At 55.3% G+C, this 17,465-nt stretch carries 15 protein-coding genes; 6 read left to right on the forward strand and 9 right to left on the reverse strand.

Annotated features, from left to right (window positions below):
• The first annotated feature begins 141 nt into the window (after positions 1-141).
• Together ACXKZD_RS17380 and ACXKZD_RS17385 are read left to right on the forward strand one after the other, a co-directional pair.
• A complete protein-coding gene (locus ACXKZD_RS17380) occupies positions 142-5,673 on the forward strand; it encodes a glutamate synthase-related protein (RefSeq protein WP_307381136.1) in 5,532 nt (1,843 codons plus the stop codon).
• A 185-nt stretch (positions 5,674-5,858) separates the two neighbouring features.
• The gene (locus tag ACXKZD_RS17385) at positions 5,859-7,616 is read left to right on the forward strand and encodes a sulfite reductase subunit alpha (RefSeq protein WP_010251935.1); all 1,758 of its coding nucleotides are present in this window, start codon (positions 5,859-5,861) and stop codon (positions 7,614-7,616) included.
• A gap of 111 nt (positions 7,617-7,727) precedes the next feature.
• On the opposite strand, the gene sspB is transcribed toward ACXKZD_RS17385, so the two are convergent.
• The 5 genes from sspB to zapE all read right to left on the reverse strand — a co-directional run bounded on the left by sspB (position 7,728) and on the right by zapE (position 11,381).
• Positions 7,728-8,213, reverse strand: coding sequence for a ClpXP protease specificity-enhancing factor (sspB, locus tag ACXKZD_RS17390; protein WP_010251939.1), 486 nt, complete (start codon positions 8,211-8,213; stop codon positions 7,728-7,730).
• Between the two features lie 3 nt (positions 8,214-8,216).
• Positions 8,217-8,858 (reverse strand): stringent starvation protein SspA, encoded by a 642-nt coding sequence (gene sspA / locus ACXKZD_RS17395; RefSeq protein WP_009092481.1) that lies wholly within the window; start codon positions 8,856-8,858, stop codon positions 8,217-8,219.
• A gap of 331 nt (positions 8,859-9,189) precedes the next feature.
• Positions 9,190-9,582 carry a 30S ribosomal protein S9 gene (gene rpsI / locus ACXKZD_RS17400; RefSeq protein ID WP_008925401.1) on the reverse strand — a complete coding sequence of 131 codons (393 nt, stop codon included), beginning with the start codon at positions 9,580-9,582 and terminating at the stop codon, positions 9,190-9,192.
• A 15-nt stretch (positions 9,583-9,597) separates the two neighbouring features.
• Positions 9,598-10,026 (reverse strand): 50S ribosomal protein L13, encoded by a 429-nt coding sequence (gene rplM, locus ACXKZD_RS17405; RefSeq protein WP_008925400.1) that lies wholly within the window; start codon positions 10,024-10,026, stop codon positions 9,598-9,600.
• 227 nt (positions 10,027-10,253) lie between these two features.
• Positions 10,254-11,381: a cell division protein ZapE gene (gene zapE, locus ACXKZD_RS17410; RefSeq protein ID WP_033759613.1), complete on the reverse strand. Its 1,128-nt coding sequence runs from the start codon at positions 11,379-11,381 to the stop codon at positions 10,254-10,256.
• Between the two features lie 178 nt (positions 11,382-11,559).
• On the opposite strand from zapE, the gene zapG reads away from it, so the two are divergent.
• The 3 genes from zapG to degS all read left to right on the forward strand — a co-directional run bounded on the left by zapG (position 11,560) and on the right by degS (position 14,596).
• The gene (gene zapG, locus ACXKZD_RS17415) at positions 11,560-11,961 is read left to right on the forward strand and encodes a Z-ring associated protein ZapG (protein WP_003848291.1); all 402 of its coding nucleotides are present in this window, start codon (positions 11,560-11,562) and stop codon (positions 11,959-11,961) included.
• Positions 11,962-12,071: 110 nt separating this feature from the next.
• Entirely contained in the window at positions 12,072-13,445 is a 1,374-nt protein-coding gene (gene degQ / locus ACXKZD_RS17420) for a serine endoprotease DegQ (RefSeq protein ID WP_010251960.1), read from the forward strand.
• Positions 13,446-13,534: 89 nt separating this feature from the next.
• Positions 13,535-14,596 (forward strand): outer membrane-stress sensor serine endopeptidase DegS, encoded by a 1,062-nt coding sequence (degS, locus tag ACXKZD_RS17425; RefSeq protein WP_010251964.1) that lies wholly within the window; start codon positions 13,535-13,537, stop codon positions 14,594-14,596.
• A gap of 151 nt (positions 14,597-14,747) precedes the next feature.
• Here the strand turns inward: degS and epmA are convergent, their stop codons facing one another.
• Positions 14,748-15,725 carry an elongation factor P--(R)-beta-lysine ligase gene (gene epmA / locus ACXKZD_RS17430; RefSeq protein ID WP_003848297.1) on the reverse strand — a complete coding sequence of 326 codons (978 nt, stop codon included), beginning with the start codon at positions 15,723-15,725 and terminating at the stop codon, positions 14,748-14,750.
• Between the two features lie 135 nt (positions 15,726-15,860).
• Between epmA and ACXKZD_RS17435 the strand changes: the two genes are divergently transcribed.
• A complete protein-coding gene (locus tag ACXKZD_RS17435) occupies positions 15,861-16,385 on the forward strand; it encodes a lipocalin family protein (RefSeq protein WP_010672015.1) in 525 nt (174 codons plus the stop codon).
• Between the two features lie 55 nt (positions 16,386-16,440).
• Here ACXKZD_RS17435 and ACXKZD_RS17440 read toward each other — a convergent pair whose 3' ends face one another.
• The 3 genes from ACXKZD_RS17440 to efp all read right to left on the reverse strand — a co-directional run bounded on the left by ACXKZD_RS17440 (position 16,441) and on the right by efp (position 17,427).
• Positions 16,441-16,575 (reverse strand): entericidin A/B family lipoprotein, encoded by a 135-nt coding sequence (locus ACXKZD_RS17440; RefSeq protein WP_003848302.1) that lies wholly within the window; start codon positions 16,573-16,575, stop codon positions 16,441-16,443.
• Between the two features lie 102 nt (positions 16,576-16,677).
• A complete protein-coding gene (locus ACXKZD_RS17445) occupies positions 16,678-16,809 on the reverse strand; it encodes an entericidin A/B family lipoprotein (RefSeq protein ID WP_003848306.1) in 132 nt (43 codons plus the stop codon).
• Positions 16,810-16,860: 51 nt separating this feature from the next.
• Positions 16,861-17,427 (reverse strand): elongation factor P, encoded by a 567-nt coding sequence (gene efp / locus ACXKZD_RS17450; protein WP_010251979.1) that lies wholly within the window; start codon positions 17,425-17,427, stop codon positions 16,861-16,863.
• Between the last annotated feature and the right edge of the window lie 38 nt (positions 17,428-17,465).

The following is a 17,465-nucleotide window of genomic DNA, read 5'->3' on the forward strand; positions in this document are numbered from 1 at the left end:
GTTTTACCGATGTCTGGAGAGAAATGCTCAGGGCTATGACGCGCGCTCGACAGAGCATGGCGATGAAAATGATAGCGCCCCCGTTGCGCTCAGACCCTGAAACAGTGCAGGTAATGTCAAAGCAGTTTAAGGAGACCCTCAATGTCCACTAAAAAACCTCAATCCTATGGCTTGTATGATCCGACAGCAGGCAGTGACAGCTGTGGTGTAGGTTTCATTACGCGTAAGGACGGCGAGCAGACCCACGAGATTCTGCAGATGGCGCACAGCGCCCTGTGTACGGTGCCTCACCGCGGCGGCATGTCAGCGGAAGGCGTTGGCGACGGCGCGGGGGTCAACGTTGATCTTTCGCTGCAATTCTTCCGCAAAATTACCGGCCAGCCGCTGGAAGCGGGACGCTTTGGTGTCGGTAACTTCTTTGTGCCGAAAGATGCTGAGCTGCGCGCGAATGCCGAACGTCTGGTGGATGAAACCCTCAGCAGCTTTGGTCTGCCGGTACTCATGAAGCGTGACATGCCGCTCGACAGCAGCGTGACGCGCCCGGCAGCCGCGCAGTTCCAGTTACCGATTCTGCAGTGGATTTTCACTGCGCCACAGGATGTAGTTGATCAGAACGACTTCGAAAAACGCATCTACCGCGCCCTGTTAACCATTGAAGCCCGTGCCTTTACCGAAAGCGAATTTGGCGGCCTCTATCCGCTGTCGCTGTCGTCACGCACGCAGGTGTTCAAAGCCCGTCTGAATTCCAATGAAGTGATCCCTTACTTCAAAGATCTGACCGATCCCGATCATCAGGTGCGCGGGCTGTTTTTCCACACCCGCTTCTCCACTAACACCGATCCCCATACCACGATGGCGCAGCCGTTCCGCCTGATGGCGCACAACGGCGAGCTGAACACTGACCGTAAAAACCGCATCGCTGAGTCCGCGCTGGCACTGGCCCGTGGCAAGACCATCGTGCGGCCTAAAGGCCAGTCCGACAGTTCGCGCCTGGATCAGAGCATCCACAGCCGTCTGATGGAAGATGACCTCGATCTGATCACCGCCGTGGTGTCGATGATGCCGCCCGCCTGGGAAAACGACAGCGCGCTGTCGCCAGAAGTGCGTGACATGCTGGAGTACTTCTCGCTGTATGAAGAGAAGAACGACGGCCCTGCTGCCTTAATCTTTGGTAATGGCGAAGTAATTGGCGCCCGTCTTGATCGTCTGGGTCTGCGTCCCCTGCGTTCAGTGGAAACCGCTGACTATATCGGTGCGATGTCGGAAGCGGGCCAGATCGCCTTCCCACCTGAAAGCGTGTTGCGTCGTGGCCGTATCGAAGCGGGCGGTATGCTCTATTTCGATCACCGTGAAAAACGCAGCTATACCACGCTGCAGGCGCTGGAAAAACTGGCCGCAGAGAAAGATTATTCGGCGTTGCTGCGTGAAGCGCGCGTCGGTCTTGACGATCTGCCCGAAATCCCGGCAGAACAACAGGGTTCACCGCTGCGTTATCGTGGCGATCTGAAAACGTATCAGCGCTTTGTTGCCTACTACTACAACCAGGAAAGCTTCAAGTTCATGATGGATCCGATGCTGAATACCGGCGCAGAGAAGATCTCTGCGATGGGTTACGGCAATGCCATCAACGGCTTATCCGATCATGAAGGCGGCATGGCGCACTACTTCTCTCAGCGCTTTGCGCAGGTCACCAACCCGCCGCTGGATTCTATCCGTGAAGTGGATGGCATGACGTTGCGGGTCGCGCTGGGGGCAAAACCCCATCTGGGCCGCAGCAAAGGCCGTCAGATTGTGGTGCCGACCCCGATTCTCAGCCACCTTGATATGCTGCGTTTACGCGAGCAGACCATCGCACCTTATGCCCGCTTTGAGATGCTCTATGAGCCGGTGATCGGCAAAGATTTGCTGAGCACCACCGCGAACGCGAATGCCCTGGAAAAGGCGATTGATGACCTGGCGCAACAGGTGGTTGATTTTGCCCGTACCCAGGGTGGCATCGCCGTACTTACCGATCGCCATATCTCTTCAAAGCACGCCGCGATCCCGATGCTGCTGGTGGTTTCCGCCATCAACCAGCGCCTGATAAAGGAAGGGTTGCGTCTGGATGTTTCTCTGGTGGTTGAAAGCGGCCAGAGCATCTCGTCGCACCACATTGCCGCCACACTTGGCTTTGGGGCGTCAGCTATCTATCCGCTGGGCGTACAGATGCGCGCAGAGGAGAAATTTGGTGAAGGTGAAGAAGGTAACAAAGCCTTTAAGCGCTATGCCAAAGCGGCTGAAAAAGCACTGATGAAAACCATGGGCAAAGTGGGCCTCTGTACCGTTGAGAGCTACAGCAGCGGTGAGTTCTTTGAGCCTAACTTCCTCAACACCGATGATCCGGTGCTGAAAAAGTATTTCCCGAATATCAAAACGCCGGTGGGCGGCGCAGGCTTCGCGACGATCGCGCAGATGGCCGTTGACTGGCACCAGAGCGCACTGAAGATTCAGGGCGAATCTGAAGTTCCGTTGCTGGGCCTGTTCAAAGAGCGTGCAGAAGGCGCAGGTCACTCCTACGGCACCATCGCCGTGCGGACCTTTATCGATATGACCGAAGAACCGATTCGCTTTGCCGACAAAGCGCGCGAAGAGGACAACTTCATCCGCCTGATGACGCTGGCTAAACTGGATAATGCGTTTGGCATCAAGCCTGAGACCTTTAAAGACAGCAGCTTTGAGCGCATCCCGGATGAGGTGATCAATAATTTCGCGATTACTGCTGATTACCGTCAGTTCTCAAGCCTGATGTATGAAGAGCGTAAACGTCGCCCGGCGGCCCTGCGCGACATCCTGACATTCCCGGCTGACCTGACCCACATCGACAGCGAAGCGGAGTTCCGCCGCAAGCTGGGACGCTACTCGCTGACCAACAATGGCTTTGCCATTCGTGGCATGGAGTGTGAAGCGGTAGATGGCAGCCTGAATCACTTTATGCTGCGTCTGACCGATGCGATTGAAGGACTGAAGCCTGAGAGCGAACGCCTGCAGAACCTGTCTCGCGCCCTGAAATCCCGCTTCGGTGACGATATCGAAAGCAGCGAAGTGGTGACTGGCGGTCTGAAAGTGACCGCTTACGGTAAAGCGGCCGATTATCTGTCACGTATCTTCACCACCCTGCCCTCACTGCCGCTGAGCGAAGTGCAGCCAGCCTGTGAAATTACCCGTACCTTTGCCTCCGGGGCGATGAGCCACGGTGCGCTGGTGGCTCCCGCTCATGAAGCGGTCGCGCACGGCACCAATATGGTCGGCGGCATGAGTAACTGCGGTGAAGGCGGCGAGCATTACTCCCGTCACGGCACCATTCGTGCCTCACGGATCAAACAGCTGGCTTCGGGCCGTTTCGGCGTCTGGGCTGCCTATCTGGCGGATCCGATGCTGGAAGAGCTGGAGATCAAAATTGGTCAGGGTGCGAAACCTGGTGAAGGCGGCCAGCTACCGGCGGCCAAAGTTACCGTCGAGATTGCTGCCGCGCGTGGCGGTACGCCTGGCGTCGAGCTGGTCTCACCGCCGCCGCATCACGACACCTATTCCATCGAAGATCTGGCGCAGTTGATCCACGACTGCAAAGCCGCGCGGGTGCGCGTTATCGTCAAGCTGGTCTCGTCTGAAGGGATCGGCACCATCGCGGTCGGCGTGGCCAAAGCCGGTGCAGACGTGATTAACGTTGCGGGTAACACCGGCGGTACCGGCGCTGCGTCGGTGACCAGCCTGAAATATACCGGACGCGTGGCTGAAATCGGCATCGCTGAAGTCCACCAGGCGCTGTGCGCCAACGGCCTGCGTGAGAAAGTGCTGCTGCGCTGCTCTGGCGCACAGCAGACCGGCAGCGACGTGGTGAAATCTGCGCTGCTGGGCGGCGACAGCTTTGAGTTCGGTACGACGGCGCTGATGATGCTGAAATGCGTGATGGCGAAGAACTGTAACGTTAAGTGCCCGGCTGGCTTAACCACGAATGCCGAAGCGTTTGATGGCGATCCGCGTCAGCTGGCGCAGTATTTCCTCAACGTGGCGCATGAAGTGCGTGAAATCCTTGCGCGTATGGGCCTGCGTTCCCTGCGTGAGGCACGCGGTCGCTCTGACCTGTTGCACCTGATGGATCACCCGCTGGAAGTGGGCAAGCTCGACTTACGCGCCATGCTTACCGTGGTGCCTGAGCTGAAAATCGACAAGCCGGTTTATCTGGAAAAAGATTTTGAGCTGGATGATGTCTGGATTGAGCAACTGAAGCTGTCGCTGGTGGATCAGGGAAATCCTGACGTCACTCTGGGCAACAACATCGTGCTGAATAACCGAAACAAAAGTGTCGGCGGCCAGCTGGCCATCGATATTGAGCGGATGCTGAACCATCAGCTGAGTTCTGAGCAGCTGCAGGCGATGCCTGCCGTATTGACTGACGACCGCGGTCGTCGTTATCTGGCCCCTGAGAGCGTAAAAATTTCCACCACCGGTTCTGCCGGTCAGTCGTTTGGCGCCTTCTGCAACGATGGCATGCAGCTGACCCATTACGGCACCTGTAACGACGGTGTCGGCAAAGGACAGTGTGGCGGCGAACTGATCGTGATGTCGCCTGGTGGCGGCGCGCAGGATGCCGATGGCAACGTGCTGATTGGTAACTTTGCGCTGTTTGGCGCGACAGGCGGACGTCTGTTCGTGCAGGGCCAGGCCGGTGACCGTTTCGCGGTGCGTAACTCCGGTGCCACCGCCGTGGTTGAAGGCGTCGGTGACTTCTGCTGCGAATATATGACCAACGGTGCCATCCTCAACCTGGGCACCTTCGGTAAAGGATTTGGCAACGGCATGAGCGGCGGCTTCGCCTACCAGTACGACCCCTATGGATCGCTGGCCAGCCATGCTGCCGGTGATTCGGTGCAGTTCGGCTCGATTGCCGATCAGGATGAGATGGCCCAGGTTCACAAGCAGGCGGTGCTGACCATGCTGAACTGGCATCTGGAGGCGACCAAATCACCGCGTGCCGCCTGGCTGCTGGAGAACTGGGAAACGGAGTGTCACCACTTTGTTTACGTGATGCCGCGCTCGCTGCTGCTCTATCAGGATGGCGGCGAGATTCTGAAAGCCAAGAGCCGCAAAGATCTGCTCGAAGAGCTGTCGACGGCGCTGGCAGGCCATCAGGTGGCGAAGTTTAAAGCCGCATGGCGTCAGGGTAAAACCATCGCCAACGGTGCCGTACCGGCTTATGGCGCGACCGATACGCTGGAGATGTTTGTCCTGCTGAACAACTACACCGTGCTGAGTTTTGCCCAGCAGCTGGCGCTGGGCAAATTACCGAAAGGCACCCCGGTTGAAGATGCGGCAGTTGAAAAAGCAGTCCGTAATCTGTTGATGACGGAAGACTTTTCGCTGATAAGCAAGCTGCAGCGTCATGCCCGTTCCGCTATCGAGAGCTACAGCGATGATGAACTGGCGAGTCTGATTGGAACCAAACGCATGTCAGATTACAAAGCGGCGCTAACGCAACGTAACATCCGCTCCATGGACAGTCTGGCAACCTATGGCTGGATCATGTATCAGGATGCCTGTAACCGGGAAGTGCTGGGCCACCTGCCTGACTTTGAAGAGCTGTTTGCACGTGCGGCATTGCCGGAAATCGCCGCTGCGGTGGGTAAACTCTCCTGACAGTGATACTGATCAGGCTGAACTGAATATTATTAATTGATCATTGCCCGGATTAATCGTTGTACCGGACAGATGCAGCACCGCTCTCCCCTGTCGCACATGATGCGGCGCGGGAAAGCGGAACCGCTTTCACACCGGACAATGCCACTGATGACGGGCGAGAACGGGATTGAGTAAAAGTACCCATGAAAATTCCTTATATTCCAGAAGATGCACCTTTTAATGGCGATCAGAAGTACTGGCTGGCTGGCTTTCTTGCGGGTCTGCATTCCCGTTTGCTGGTATTAGAAGACAAGCAGCAACCCGCCGCGGGCACAAGCGCAGCCGCGACGACGCAACTGCACATTCTTTATGGCTCACAGACCGGCAATGCTGAAGCACTGGCGCAGACCGCAGCGAAGTCTGCGCGCGCTAAAGGTCTGGTGCCGGTGGTTCAGGCGCTGGGCGATGTCGATCTCGACGTATTTGCCACCATGCGCCATGTACTGATCGTCACCTCGACCTATGGCGAAGGTGAAATGCCGGACAACGCGCAGCTGTTCTGGGATGCGATCTCTGCCAGTACCGCACCGCGTCTGGAGCAGATGCATTTCGCCGTGCTGGCGATTGGCGATACCGGCTACGATGGCTTCTGTCAGGCGGGCAAGTTTATTGATATGCGCCTTGAGCAGTTGGGCGCGAAACGCGTGGTTGATCGTATCGATTGTGATATCGATTTTGAGGAGCCTTCCAGCGAGTGGCTGAACAGCTCAATGCCACAGTTTGCCGCCAGCGCGGGCAGCAGCGGCACCGTGCTGGAGAGCGCGCCTGAAGCGCCAGTCATTCCAGGCAGCAACAAATCCAATCCTTACGCTGCTGCGCTGATCACCAACAAGCGTTTGTCAGGCGAGCAGTCGGCCAAAGATATTCGTCATTTCGAGTTCGACCTGTCTGACAGCGGCCTGAAGTATGAAGCGGGCGATGCGCTGGGCGTAATTCCGGTCAACGAGCCGTCGCTGGTCAGCCTGCTGCTGACCCAGCTTAACGCGGACTACGAGACGCCGGTGCCCGGCTTTGATCGCAGCCTTGGCGACCTGCTGACCTATCAGTTTGAGATCTCAGAGCCGTCGCGCAAGTTAATCGAATGGGTCGGGCAGAACACCACCAACCAGGAGCTGCGTCATGTGTTACAGCATGATGATAAAGATGCGCTGGGCGTGTGGCTGTGGGGCAAAGATACCCTTGACCTGCTGCAGCTTGAGCTGACGCGCACGCTGGCGGTACCCGAGTTTGTCGCGCTGCTGCGTCCGCTGCAGCATCGCGCTTACTCTATTTCATCCAGCTCTAAAGCCCATCCAGACCAGGTGCATCTGACCGTTGCCTCGGTGCGTTATCACAGTGGCGGCCGTAATCGCGGTGGCGTCTGCTCGACCTACCTGGCCGAGCGTGTGCGTCGCGGTGAGAAGCCCGCCATCTTTATCTCACCCAATAAATCGTTCCGCGTGCCTGCCAACAACAGCGCACCGCTGATCATGGTGGGACCAGGTACCGGTATCGCACCATTCCGTGCTTTCCTGCAGGAGCGCCAGGCAACCGGCGCGCAGGGCAAAAACTGGCTGTTCTTCGGCGATCAGCATCAGGAACATGACTTTATCTATCAGGATGAATTACTTGCCTGGCGCGATAATGGCTTGCTGACGCGTCTGGATCTGGCCTTCTCACGCGATCAGGAGAAGAAAATCTACGTGCAGAGCCGGATGCTTGAACAGGGCGCTGAGTTGTATGCCTGGCTGCAGGAAGGGGCTTACTTCTATGTCTGTGGCGATGCATCGCGTATGGCGAAGGATGTGGATAACGCGCTGTATGAAGTGGTTCGCCAGTTTGGTGGTCTCTCCACCGAGCGCGCTGCTGACTATGTCGATCAGCTGAAGAAAGAGAAGCGCTACCTGCGCGACGTCTATTGATCGCGATGGTCTGCTGAAAAAATCCGGCTTGCGCAGGCAGCCGGATTTTTTTATGGCCGACAGGCAAAAAAATACCCGTCGGATGGACGGGTATTCGCTGTTATGTCACTGCTATTTCACTACGCGCAGTGAAGGTCGTCCACCACGTGGCGGTGGATCGTCATCAGGCGGTGTCTCGTCATCGCTGGCATCGTCAGGACGATCACCATCAATCACCGACATCATAGTCTCTTCCTGACCCTCTGACGCCTCATGCGTGCCCAGCTCGTAAGCCGGTTCCGGTTCAAACATCGTCCCGGCGCCATTTTCACGCGCATAGATTGCCAGAATCGCCGCCATCGGCACGTTAACCTGGCGAGGAACGCCACCAAAGCGGGCGTTGAACGACACCTGATCGTTTGCCAGATCGAGGTTACCGACAGCACGTGGCGCAATGTTCAGGACTATCTGACCATCGCGCGCATACTCCAGCGGCACCTGCACACCCGGCAGATTTATGTCGACCACCAGATGCGGCGTCAGCTGATTGTCGAGCAACCAGTCATAAAAGGCGCGCAGCAGATAGGGACGACGTGCAGTAAGTTGCGACATTTCCATACGTTAAGCCCGGGCTTGCAGCCGCATTTCACGTTCAGCTTCAGTTAATGAAGCGAGGAAGGAGTCACGCTCAAATACGCGATTCATGTAACCTTTCAGCTCTTTTGAACCTGAGCCGATCAAATCGATACCCATTGACGGCAGACGCCATAACAGCGGAGCCAGATAGCAATCAACCAGGCTGAACTCTTCGCTCATGAAATAAGGCGTACGGCCAAACAGTGGCGCGATAGCCAGCAGCTCTTCACGCAGTTGCTTGCGTGCCGCTTCCGCTTCCTGACCGCTGCTGTTCTCTACTTTCCTCATCAGGCTATACCAGTCCTGCTCGATGCGGTGCATCATCAGGCGGCTATCACCACGGGCAACCGGATAAACCGGCATCAGTGGCGGATGCGGGAAGCGCTCATCTAAATATTCCATGATGATGCGTGATTCATACAGCGTCAGCTCACGATCTACCAGCGTCGGTACCGTGCGATACGGATTGAGGTCAATCAGATCCTGCGGCAGGTTATCCATTTCGACCTGCTCGATCTCTACGCTGACACCCTTCTCCGCCAGGACGATACGTACCTGATGGCTGAAAATGTCAGTAGGACCAGAAAACAGCGTCATTACCGAACGTTTGTTGGCAGCGACAGCCATGAAAACCTCCAAGTTTGTTCACAAAAAGATACTGCGAATAGCCAACCACACGGCGACTCACTTGCTTATCGAACTCGCACGCAACCTGGTTAGCTGCGTCACAGATACTGACGCCCCGACAGTGGGGAGGCGCATAACGCACCGGCCTGCGGGCGCAAAGTGACACAGAGTTTACCAGATTTTAGGCTGCTTGTGGGCGTGGAATGAATCTTTGCAGGTAAATTGAGCGCGGCGTTACGGTTTTCGCGGACAGTTTATGGGAAGGCAGAAAATAAAAAACCCGCCGAAGCGGGTTTTTTGAGCCAATTGCCGCAGCCGGAGCTGCAAACAATTAACGCTTGGAGAACTGAGGACGACGACGTGCTTTACGCAGGCCGACTTTCTTACGTTCAACCTGACGCGCATCACGCGTTACGAAGCCAGCTTTACGCAGCTCGCCACGCAGTGATTCGTCGTATTCCATCAGAGCGCGGGTGATACCGTGACGGATCGCACCAGCCTGACCAGAAATACCGCCACCTTTAACAGTGACATAGAGATCGAATTTACCAACCAGGTCCAGCAGCTCAAGCGGCTGACGAACTACCATGCGGGCAGTTTCGCGACCGAAGTACTGTTCCAGAGAACGTTGGTTAATTACGATGTTACCGCTACCCGGCTTAATGAATACGCGAGCGGTAGAGCTTTTGCGGCGACCAGTGCCGTAGTTTTGAGTTTCAGCCATTGCCTTTAATCCCGATTAAATGTCAAGAACTTGCGGTTGCTGTGCCGCATGGGTGTGCTCGTTGCCTGCGTAAACTTTCAGTTTACGGTACATAGCACGACCCAGCGGGCCCTTCGGCAGCATGCCTTTAACCGCGATCTCAATCACACGCTCAGGACGGCGAGCAATCATCTCTTCAAAGGTCGCCTGTTTGATACCACCGATGTGGCCAGTGTGGTGATAGTAGATCTTGTCAGTACGCTTGTTGCCGGTTACAGCAACTTTTTCTGCGTTCAGAACGATGATGTAATCACCCGTATCAACGTGCGGAGTGTATTCCGCTTTATGCTTACCACGCAGACGGCGCGCCAGTTCAGTCGCCAGGCGACCCAAAGTTTTGCCCGTTGCGTCAACTACAAACCAGTCACGTTGGACGGTTTCTGGTTTAGCTGTAAAAGTTTTCATCGAAAAGCTTACCCAAATTAAGTTACACGTTGGTGAAATCCCAAACGCTTAAGTAAACGAATGAGGCTCACACGACCATTTTGACCAGCAAGCCACCCCTTCGGATAGAGTTACTGGAACACAGAGGATTTGGGAAAAAAATCCTTTGCTGTAACGTGGGGTCGCAAGATTATAGAGAAGTCGGTTACAAAAATCGAACCCTATTTCGGTATTTATCCCGATTATTCTCACGGCAGGTGCGGTAAACGCAGATACTCTTCGCTCTGCATCTCCTGAAGTCGGGATAAACAGCGCTGGTATTCAAACTTCAGCCGCGTGCCCTGATAAATCTCGGTCAGTGACGTTTCTGCCGCGACCACCAGCTTCACATGCCGTTCATAGAACTCATCGACCAGTGCGAGGAAACGCCGTGCCTGATCTTCGGTTTTGTAGATCATTACCGGCACGTCATACAGCAGCACACTGTGAAAACGGCGCGACAGCGCAATATAGTCATGCTGGCTGCGCCCTTCGCCACACAGGGTGGTGAAATTAATCGCCAGCACGCCCTCGCTGACGCCCAGCGTCGGCATCTGGCGGTGATTAATTTCCAGAACCGGCGCATCTTCAGGCTGGCTGCCCGACAGCGCTTTAAACATCCGCGCCATTTCAGCGTGCGTCTCTTTGTTCAGCGGAGAGTTCCACAGGTGCGCGGAGGTCAGCGTGCGTAACCGGTAGTCGATACCGGCATCCACATTCATCACATCACAATGACGTTTGATCTGCTCGATGGCAGGCAGGAAGCGCGCGCGCTGCAGACCATTACGATAGAGATCATCAGGCGGAATGTTCGAGGTGGCCACCAGCGCAATGCCGCGTTCAAACAGCGCCTCCATCAGCGTGCCCAGCAGCATCGCATCGGTGATATCGGAGACAAAAAATTCATCAAAACAGAGGATATCCGTTTCTGCTTTGAATTTGTCCGCAATAATCAGTAACGGATCGCTCTGCCCCTGAAGCTGCGTCAGCTCTTCATGCACCCGCAGCATAAAGCGGTGGAAGTGCAGACGCAGTTTGCGATCGCCAGGAATAGACTGAAAAAAGAGATCCATGACCCAGGTCTTACCGCGACCGACACCGCCCCACATATAGAGTCCACGTACCGGTTGTGGTGTCTCGTTTTTCTCTTTACCGATCAATTTTGACAGGCGACCCAGCAGGCTGGATGTGGCAGGCGCGGCGGATTGTTGCCGTGCAACCAGCGCCTGCTGCAGCGCGTCTAAACGGGTAATCGCTTCACGTTGTACGTCATCGGGCCTGAATTCGCCCTGCGACAGCGCCTGTTCATAGCGTGCAAGCGGAGTTGAGGTTTGCATTGTTGTTTCAAAGTCCCTGAATGGTGTCTGATTCATACCACGGTTGCTGAAAAAAAGGCCGTTCTACACTAAGCCATGCTGCTCCAGAGTTCCACATCCATAAGATTAACGGGTATAGTGACTATTATTGAAATGGTGCAATGCCCTACGGAACAATGGAAATAACACGGGAGTCATTATGACCTGGGAATACGGGCTAATTGGTTTAGTGGTTGGTATTATTGTCGGCGCAGTCGCCATGCGTTTTGGCAACAAAAAGCTGCGTGAGCAGCGCAGCATGCAGTACGAGCTGGAAAAATCGAAAGCGGAGCTGGCGGATTATCGCGAAGAGCTGACCAACCACTTCGCGCAGAGTGCGGAGCTGCTGGACAACATGGCGCGTGATTATCGTCAGCTCTATCAGCACATGGCAAAAGGCTCAAATGACCTGCTGCCGAATCTGCCTGGCCAGAAAAATCCGTTTGCCTATCAGCTGACTGAAGCCGAAGCGGACAACGATCAGGTGCCGGTGCAGATGCCGCGCGACTATTCTGAAGGCGCATCCGGTTTACTGCGTGGCGAGCGCCCTGCCCGCGACTAATCTTTTTGGGGCGCAGCCTGTCTGCGCCCGCTGTTTTTGCGAACCCTGACCGCAAACGACTGTCACACTTATTAATTCCTCCCACCTTTTGCAGCGAGAGCGTTGTAGCAATGAAAAAACAAGCACGCCTGTTTAGCGCATTAGCCCTGAGTATTGGGATGAGCCTTGCCGCCGCGCCAGACGCGATGGCAACGCTGCCAGCACAAATTGCGGGCCAGCCGCTGCCGAGTCTGGCACCGATGCTGGAGAAAGTGTTACCTGCCGTGGTCAGTGTGCACGTGGAAGGCACTGATTCGGGTGCACAGGCTCAGGATATTCCTGAACCGCTGAAGCGTTTTTTTGGTCAGATGCCTGGCGGAAATAGTCAGCCACAGCCGTTTGAAGGTTTAGGTTCTGGCGTGATCATCGATGCCGCGAAAGGCTACGTGCTCACCAACAATCACGTGGTCAACGGTGCGGATAAAATCAACGTACAGCTTGGCGACGGCAGTGAATATGAAGCCAAACTGATTGGTCATGATGAGCAGACCGATATCGCGCTGATTCAGATTCAGGGCGCAAAAAACCTCACGCAGGTGAAAGTCGCGGACTCTGACCAGCTGAAAGTGGGTGATTTCGCGGTAGCTATCGGTAACCCGTTCGGGCTGGGACAGACGGCCACCTCCGGTATTATCTCCGCACTGGGCCGCAGCGGCCTGAACCTGGAAGGACTGGAAAACTTTATTCAGACCGATGCCGCGATCAACCGTGGCAACTCAGGCGGTGCGCTGGTCAACCTTAATGGTGAACTGATCGGTATCAACACCGCGATTCTCGCCTCCAGCGGCGGTAACATCGGTATCGGCTTTGCTATCCCGAGTGATATGGCGATGAACCTCGCGCAGCAGCTGATTAAATTTGGTGAAGTGAAGCGCGGTCAGCTCGGCATCAAAGGCACTGAAATGACAGCCGATATGGCTAAAGCATTCAATGTCGATGCACAGCGCGGCGCCTTTGTCTCTGAAGTCTTACCGCAATCTGCCGCGCAGAAAGCGGGCGTGAAGTCAGGCGATATCATTACGTCGATCAACGATAAGCCGATTACCAGCTTCGCTGAGTTGCGCGTCAAAGTGGGAACCACGCCGCCAGGTGAACAGGTTAAGCTTGGCCTGCTGCGTGAAGGTAAGCCATTAACGGTTACCGTTACGCTGGAGCAGAGCGCACAGAGCACCGCCAGCGCACAGCTGATGTCACCCGCGCTTCAGGGCGCAACCCTGAGTGATGGACAGACTAAGACCGGTGATAAAGGCGTGAAGGTCGATACCATCGAAAAAGGCACACCGGCTGAACAGGTTGGTCTGCAGAAAGATGATGTGATTATCGGCGTTAACCGTAACCGGGTCCAGACCATTGCTGAAATGCGTAAAATACTGGAAGGGAAACCGCCGGTACTGGCACTGAATGTGGTGCGCGGCGATGAAAGTATCTATCTGTTGTTGAGATAAACCTCGCATTACGGCGGACACAAGCACGTGTGTGTCCGCCGCTCTCATGCTATTCTCCCCTGCGATCTCCCCTGGCGTAATTTAACACCATGTTTCTTAAACTTTTGCGTGCCGTGGTGCTGGGCCTGATTGTGGCGGGTATTTTGCTCGCAGCACTGCCTGCACTGCGTATGGGCAGCGACGCCCTCTATAACCACGAAAATATTACAGACGAAACGCCCTTTAGCTTCAATCAAGGGGTGCGCCGCGCCGTGCCTGCCGTTGTGAACGTTTACAATCGTAGCGCCCACGGCAACAACAACCGTGGCATCACGACCCTGGGTTCAGGGGTCATCATGAATGCAAAAGGCTACATCCTTACCAATAAGCATGTGATCAATAATGCCGATCAAATTATCGTGGCGCTGCAGGATGGCCGCTTCTTTGAAGCGACGCTGGTGGGTTCCGATGGCATGACCGATCTGGCGGTACTGAAGATTACGGCCTCCGGCCTGCCCGTTATCCCCATCAATCCAAATCGCCAGGCGCATATCGGGGATGTGGTGATGGCGATCGGCAACCCCTATAACCTCGGTCAGACGGTCACGCAGGGCATCATCAGCGCCACGGGCCGGGTTGGCTTAAGCTCATCAGGCCGACAGAACTTCCTGCAGACCGATGCGTCAATCAATCAGGGTAACTCCGGCGGCGCGCTGATTAACTCGCTAGGCGAGCTGATGGGCATTAACACCCTGACCTTCGATAAAAGTAGTGATGGTGAAACCCCGGAAGGGATTGGTTTCGCCATTCCAACCGTTTTAGCCTCGAAGATCATGGATAAGCTGATTCGTGATGGTCGGGTGATCCGCGGCTATATCGGCATTACCGGGCGTGAGCTGCCGCCGCTGCATGGACAGGGCAGCAATCTGGATCGGGTTCAGGGCATTATTGTCAGCGTGGTCACGCCAGATGGGCCAGCGGATAAAGCCGGGATTCAGGCCAACGATGTGCTGCTCAGCGTTAATGGCAAGCCGGCCATCTCCGCGCAGGAGACCATGGATCAGGTGGCAGAAATTCGCCCGGGTTCAGTGATTGATGTGCAGGTACTGCGAAACGATCAGAAACTGACGCTGCCGGTCACCATCCAGGAGTTTCCTGACAGCAGCAGTTAGCTGAAACCTGTGCCAGGTCAGGGATGGCGCGGCTGATCGCAAAGAAGGCCGCCATCCATGGCGGTCGGCCTCGCCATCCTGGCTCGGACGCTTTGCTCTTCATCCGGGCCAACCCTTCCCCTCTAATCCGCCATCGTTTGTGATTAACCGATTAGCAGCGATCCACCGGAAACGCGATGACATCGCTCAATGACTCCGCTTTCAACGCCAGCATGATCAGGCGATCGATACCCAGTGCGACCCCGGAACAGGCTGGCATGCCATGCGCCAGCGCATCCAGCAGATACGTATCAATAGGATGCACAGGCAGGCCGCGCGCCGCACGGCGACGGTTATCCTGCTCAAAACGCTGACGCTGCTCACGGCTGTCGGTCAGCTCACGGAAACCGTTCGCCAGCTCAATGCCTTTGTAATAGACCTCAAAGCGTTCGGCCACGCGGTGATCTTCGGTGCTGATCTCCGCCAGGGCTGCCTGGCTGGCAGGGAAATGATAAACGAAGCAGGGTTTATCCTGACCAATCTTCGGTTCCACACCCAGCATAAACAGCAGCATCAGTAAGGTATCGCGATCCTCTTCTGCACGCGCCAGCTCGCCTTCACCCAGCTTCTCTGCCGCTTCACGCAACTGCGCTTTATCCGCTGACAGCGGATCCAGCTCAAGATGACGGATAAACGCCTGCTGATAGGAGAGCGACTCAGCGCTGTCACACTCCAGCACCTGCTGCATCAGATCGTCGACTTCGTTCATCAGACGGTACATATCATAATGCGGCCGGTACCACTCCAGCATGGTGAATTCCGGGTTGTGGTGACGTCCCGCCTCTTCGTTGCGGAAGCTGCGCGCCATCTGATAGATCGGGCCACTGCCCGCCGCCAGCAGGCGTTTCATATGATATTCCGGGCTGGTCATCAGCCAGAGATCGCGCCCCTGCGCAGCGCCAGGCCCGACAAAACGCGTCTGGAATGGCACCAGATGGATATCGGTAATGGTGGCCTGGCTCATCGCCGGCGTATCCACTTCCAGCACGCCGCGATCGGCAAAGAAACGACGCACTTCTGCTAAAATAGCGGCGCGTTTTAACAAATTGGCGATGGATGCGCTTGGTTGCCAGCTTGCCGTTTCGCTCATGGTGATGACTCCTGATGCAAATTAGGGGGGGAAGTCTACCTGCAATGCCTGCGGCAAACAATCTCGTGCCCGTACTGCCAAAAACAGCGTTTCGGCTTCTATACTTAAGCGGTTAAATCACAAAGGAATCCCACTATGTCTCCATGGAAAACAGTTGTTGCCAGCCTGAGTGCTTTTCTCTCTGTCGCCTGCAGCACTACGCCGCCAAAGAACGTCACGGTCGTAGATAACTTTGACAGCCAGCGATATCTCGGTCAGTGGTATGAGATTGCCCGCCTTAACCACCCTTTTGAGCGCGGACTTGAACAGGTAACGGCAAACTACAGCCCGCGTGAAGATGGCGGCCTGAAGGTAATCAACCGTGGTTATAACGTCAAAAAGCAGCGCTGGCAGGAGAGCGTCGGCAAAGCCTACTTCACCGGTGAACCCACGCGGGCTTCTCTGAAAGTCTCTTTCTTCGGCCCCTTCTATGGCGGCTATAACGTGATTGCTCTCGATCCTGACTACCGCTATGCGCTGGTATGTGGACCGAATCGCCACTATCTCTGGATACTGTCACGCACACCACAACTGGAACCGGGCGTAAAAGAGAAACTGGTTGATCAGGCGCGTCGGGATGGTTTCCCGGTTGAAGAGTTAATCTGGGTAAAACAGAAATAGTGCAGAATCTGACAAGCCGGTACGAAAAGCATTTCGTACCGGTTGGAATAACAGGTTACTTCGTGCTGTTCTGAATCGCCTGGCCGCCCGCTTCGACATCTTCACCTACGCCACGCGTTGTATTACAAGCTGTGAGCAGGGAAGAGAGCACCAGTACAGAGAAGATTGCAGCAATACTTTTCTTTAACATAACAATGTCCTTTTTGATGGATGTAAAGTACAGCGCTTTAAGCATAGCCGGATTTCCGGCAGTTGCTGCTGGCGAGACTTTAAAAAGGACAATCAGTTAAGGTCATTTTGCTGCACGCGAAATGGCACCACCTAAGTGAGAGACATCTTCGCCAAAACCGTGGAATGTGTTGCAGGCGCTTAGCGCAGAGGAGACCAGCAACGCGAACGCGATTAATTTTGCCAGCTTGATCATTTTTTTCTCTCAGACAAGAAAAAGGCGCATCAGAAGATGCGCCTGCGAATCTTATTTCACGCGTGACACGTATTCGCCAGAGCGGGTGTCAACTTTCACCACTTCGCCCTCTTGCACGAACAGTGGCACTTTCACCACGGCACCGGTAGAGAGTTTAGCTGGCTTGCCGCCAGTCCCTGCGGTATCACCTTTCAGGCCTGGATCGGTTTCGATAACTTCAGCTTCGATAAAGTTCGGCGGCTGAACGGCGATCGGACGACCGTTCCACAGCGTAACGATACATTCAGCGTTATCCTGCAGCCATTTCGCTGCATCGCTTACCGTCTTCTCTTCAACCTGGAACTGCTCAAAGCTTTCCGGATGCATGAAGTGGTAGAACTCACCGTCGTTGTACAGGTAGTTCAGGTTGGTATCTACTACGTCAGCGCCTTCGGCGGAGTCGGTAGATTTAAAAGTTTTCTCAACGCGAGAACCCGTCAGCAGGCGACGCATTTTAACGCGCGCGAATGCCTGACCTTTACCCGGTTTAACGAACTCACTGGATTCGATGGCATACGGCTCGCCTTCGAACATGATTTTAAGACCGGGACGGAAATCGTTGCTAGAATAAGTCGCCATGAAGGCCCTCTACGAAAATTGACACTGGTACTAAGCCA

The sequence above is a fragment of the Pantoea sp. ABR1s genome (assembly GCF_057812235.1).

Bases quoted from the DNA above. Each gene is read 5' to 3' on its own strand.
- rpsI (WP_008925401.1), bottom strand. From the start codon at position 9,582: ATGGCTGAAACTCAAAACTACGGCACTGGTCGCCGCAAAAGCTCTACC.
- efp (WP_010251979.1), bottom strand. From the start codon at position 17,427: ATGGCGACTTATTCTAGCAACGATTTCCGTCCCGGTCTTAAAATCATG.
- ACXKZD_RS17435 (WP_010672015.1), top strand. From the start codon at position 15,861: ATGTCTCCATGGAAAACAGTTGTTGCCAGCCTGAGTGCTTTTCTCTCT.
- sspB (WP_010251939.1), bottom strand. From the start codon at position 8,213: ATGGAAATGTCGCAACTTACTGCACGTCGTCCCTATCTGCTGCGCGCC.
- degQ (WP_010251960.1), top strand. From the start codon at position 12,072: ATGAAAAAACAAGCACGCCTGTTTAGCGCATTAGCCCTGAGTATTGGG.
- rplM (WP_008925400.1), bottom strand. From the start codon at position 10,026: ATGAAAACTTTTACAGCTAAACCAGAAACCGTCCAACGTGACTGGTTT.
- epmA (WP_003848297.1), bottom strand. From the start codon at position 15,725: ATGAGCGAAACGGCAAGCTGGCAACCAAGCGCATCCATCGCCAATTTG.
- ACXKZD_RS17380 (WP_307381136.1), top strand. From the start codon at position 142: ATGTCCACTAAAAAACCTCAATCCTATGGCTTGTATGATCCGACAGCA.
- ACXKZD_RS17385 (WP_010251935.1), top strand. From the start codon at position 5,859: ATGAAAATTCCTTATATTCCAGAAGATGCACCTTTTAATGGCGATCAG.
- zapG (WP_003848291.1), top strand. From the start codon at position 11,560: ATGACCTGGGAATACGGGCTAATTGGTTTAGTGGTTGGTATTATTGTC.
- sspA (WP_009092481.1), bottom strand. From the start codon at position 8,858: ATGGCTGTCGCTGCCAACAAACGTTCGGTAATGACGCTGTTTTCTGGT.
- zapE (WP_033759613.1), bottom strand. From the start codon at position 11,381: ATGCAAACCTCAACTCCGCTTGCACGCTATGAACAGGCGCTGTCGCAG.
- ACXKZD_RS17445 (WP_003848306.1), bottom strand. From the start codon at position 16,809: ATGATCAAGCTGGCAAAATTAATCGCGTTCGCGTTGCTGGTCTCCTCT.
- ACXKZD_RS17440 (WP_003848302.1), bottom strand. From the start codon at position 16,575: ATGTTAAAGAAAAGTATTGCTGCAATCTTCTCTGTACTGGTGCTCTCT.
- degS (WP_010251964.1), top strand. From the start codon at position 13,535: ATGTTTCTTAAACTTTTGCGTGCCGTGGTGCTGGGCCTGATTGTGGCG.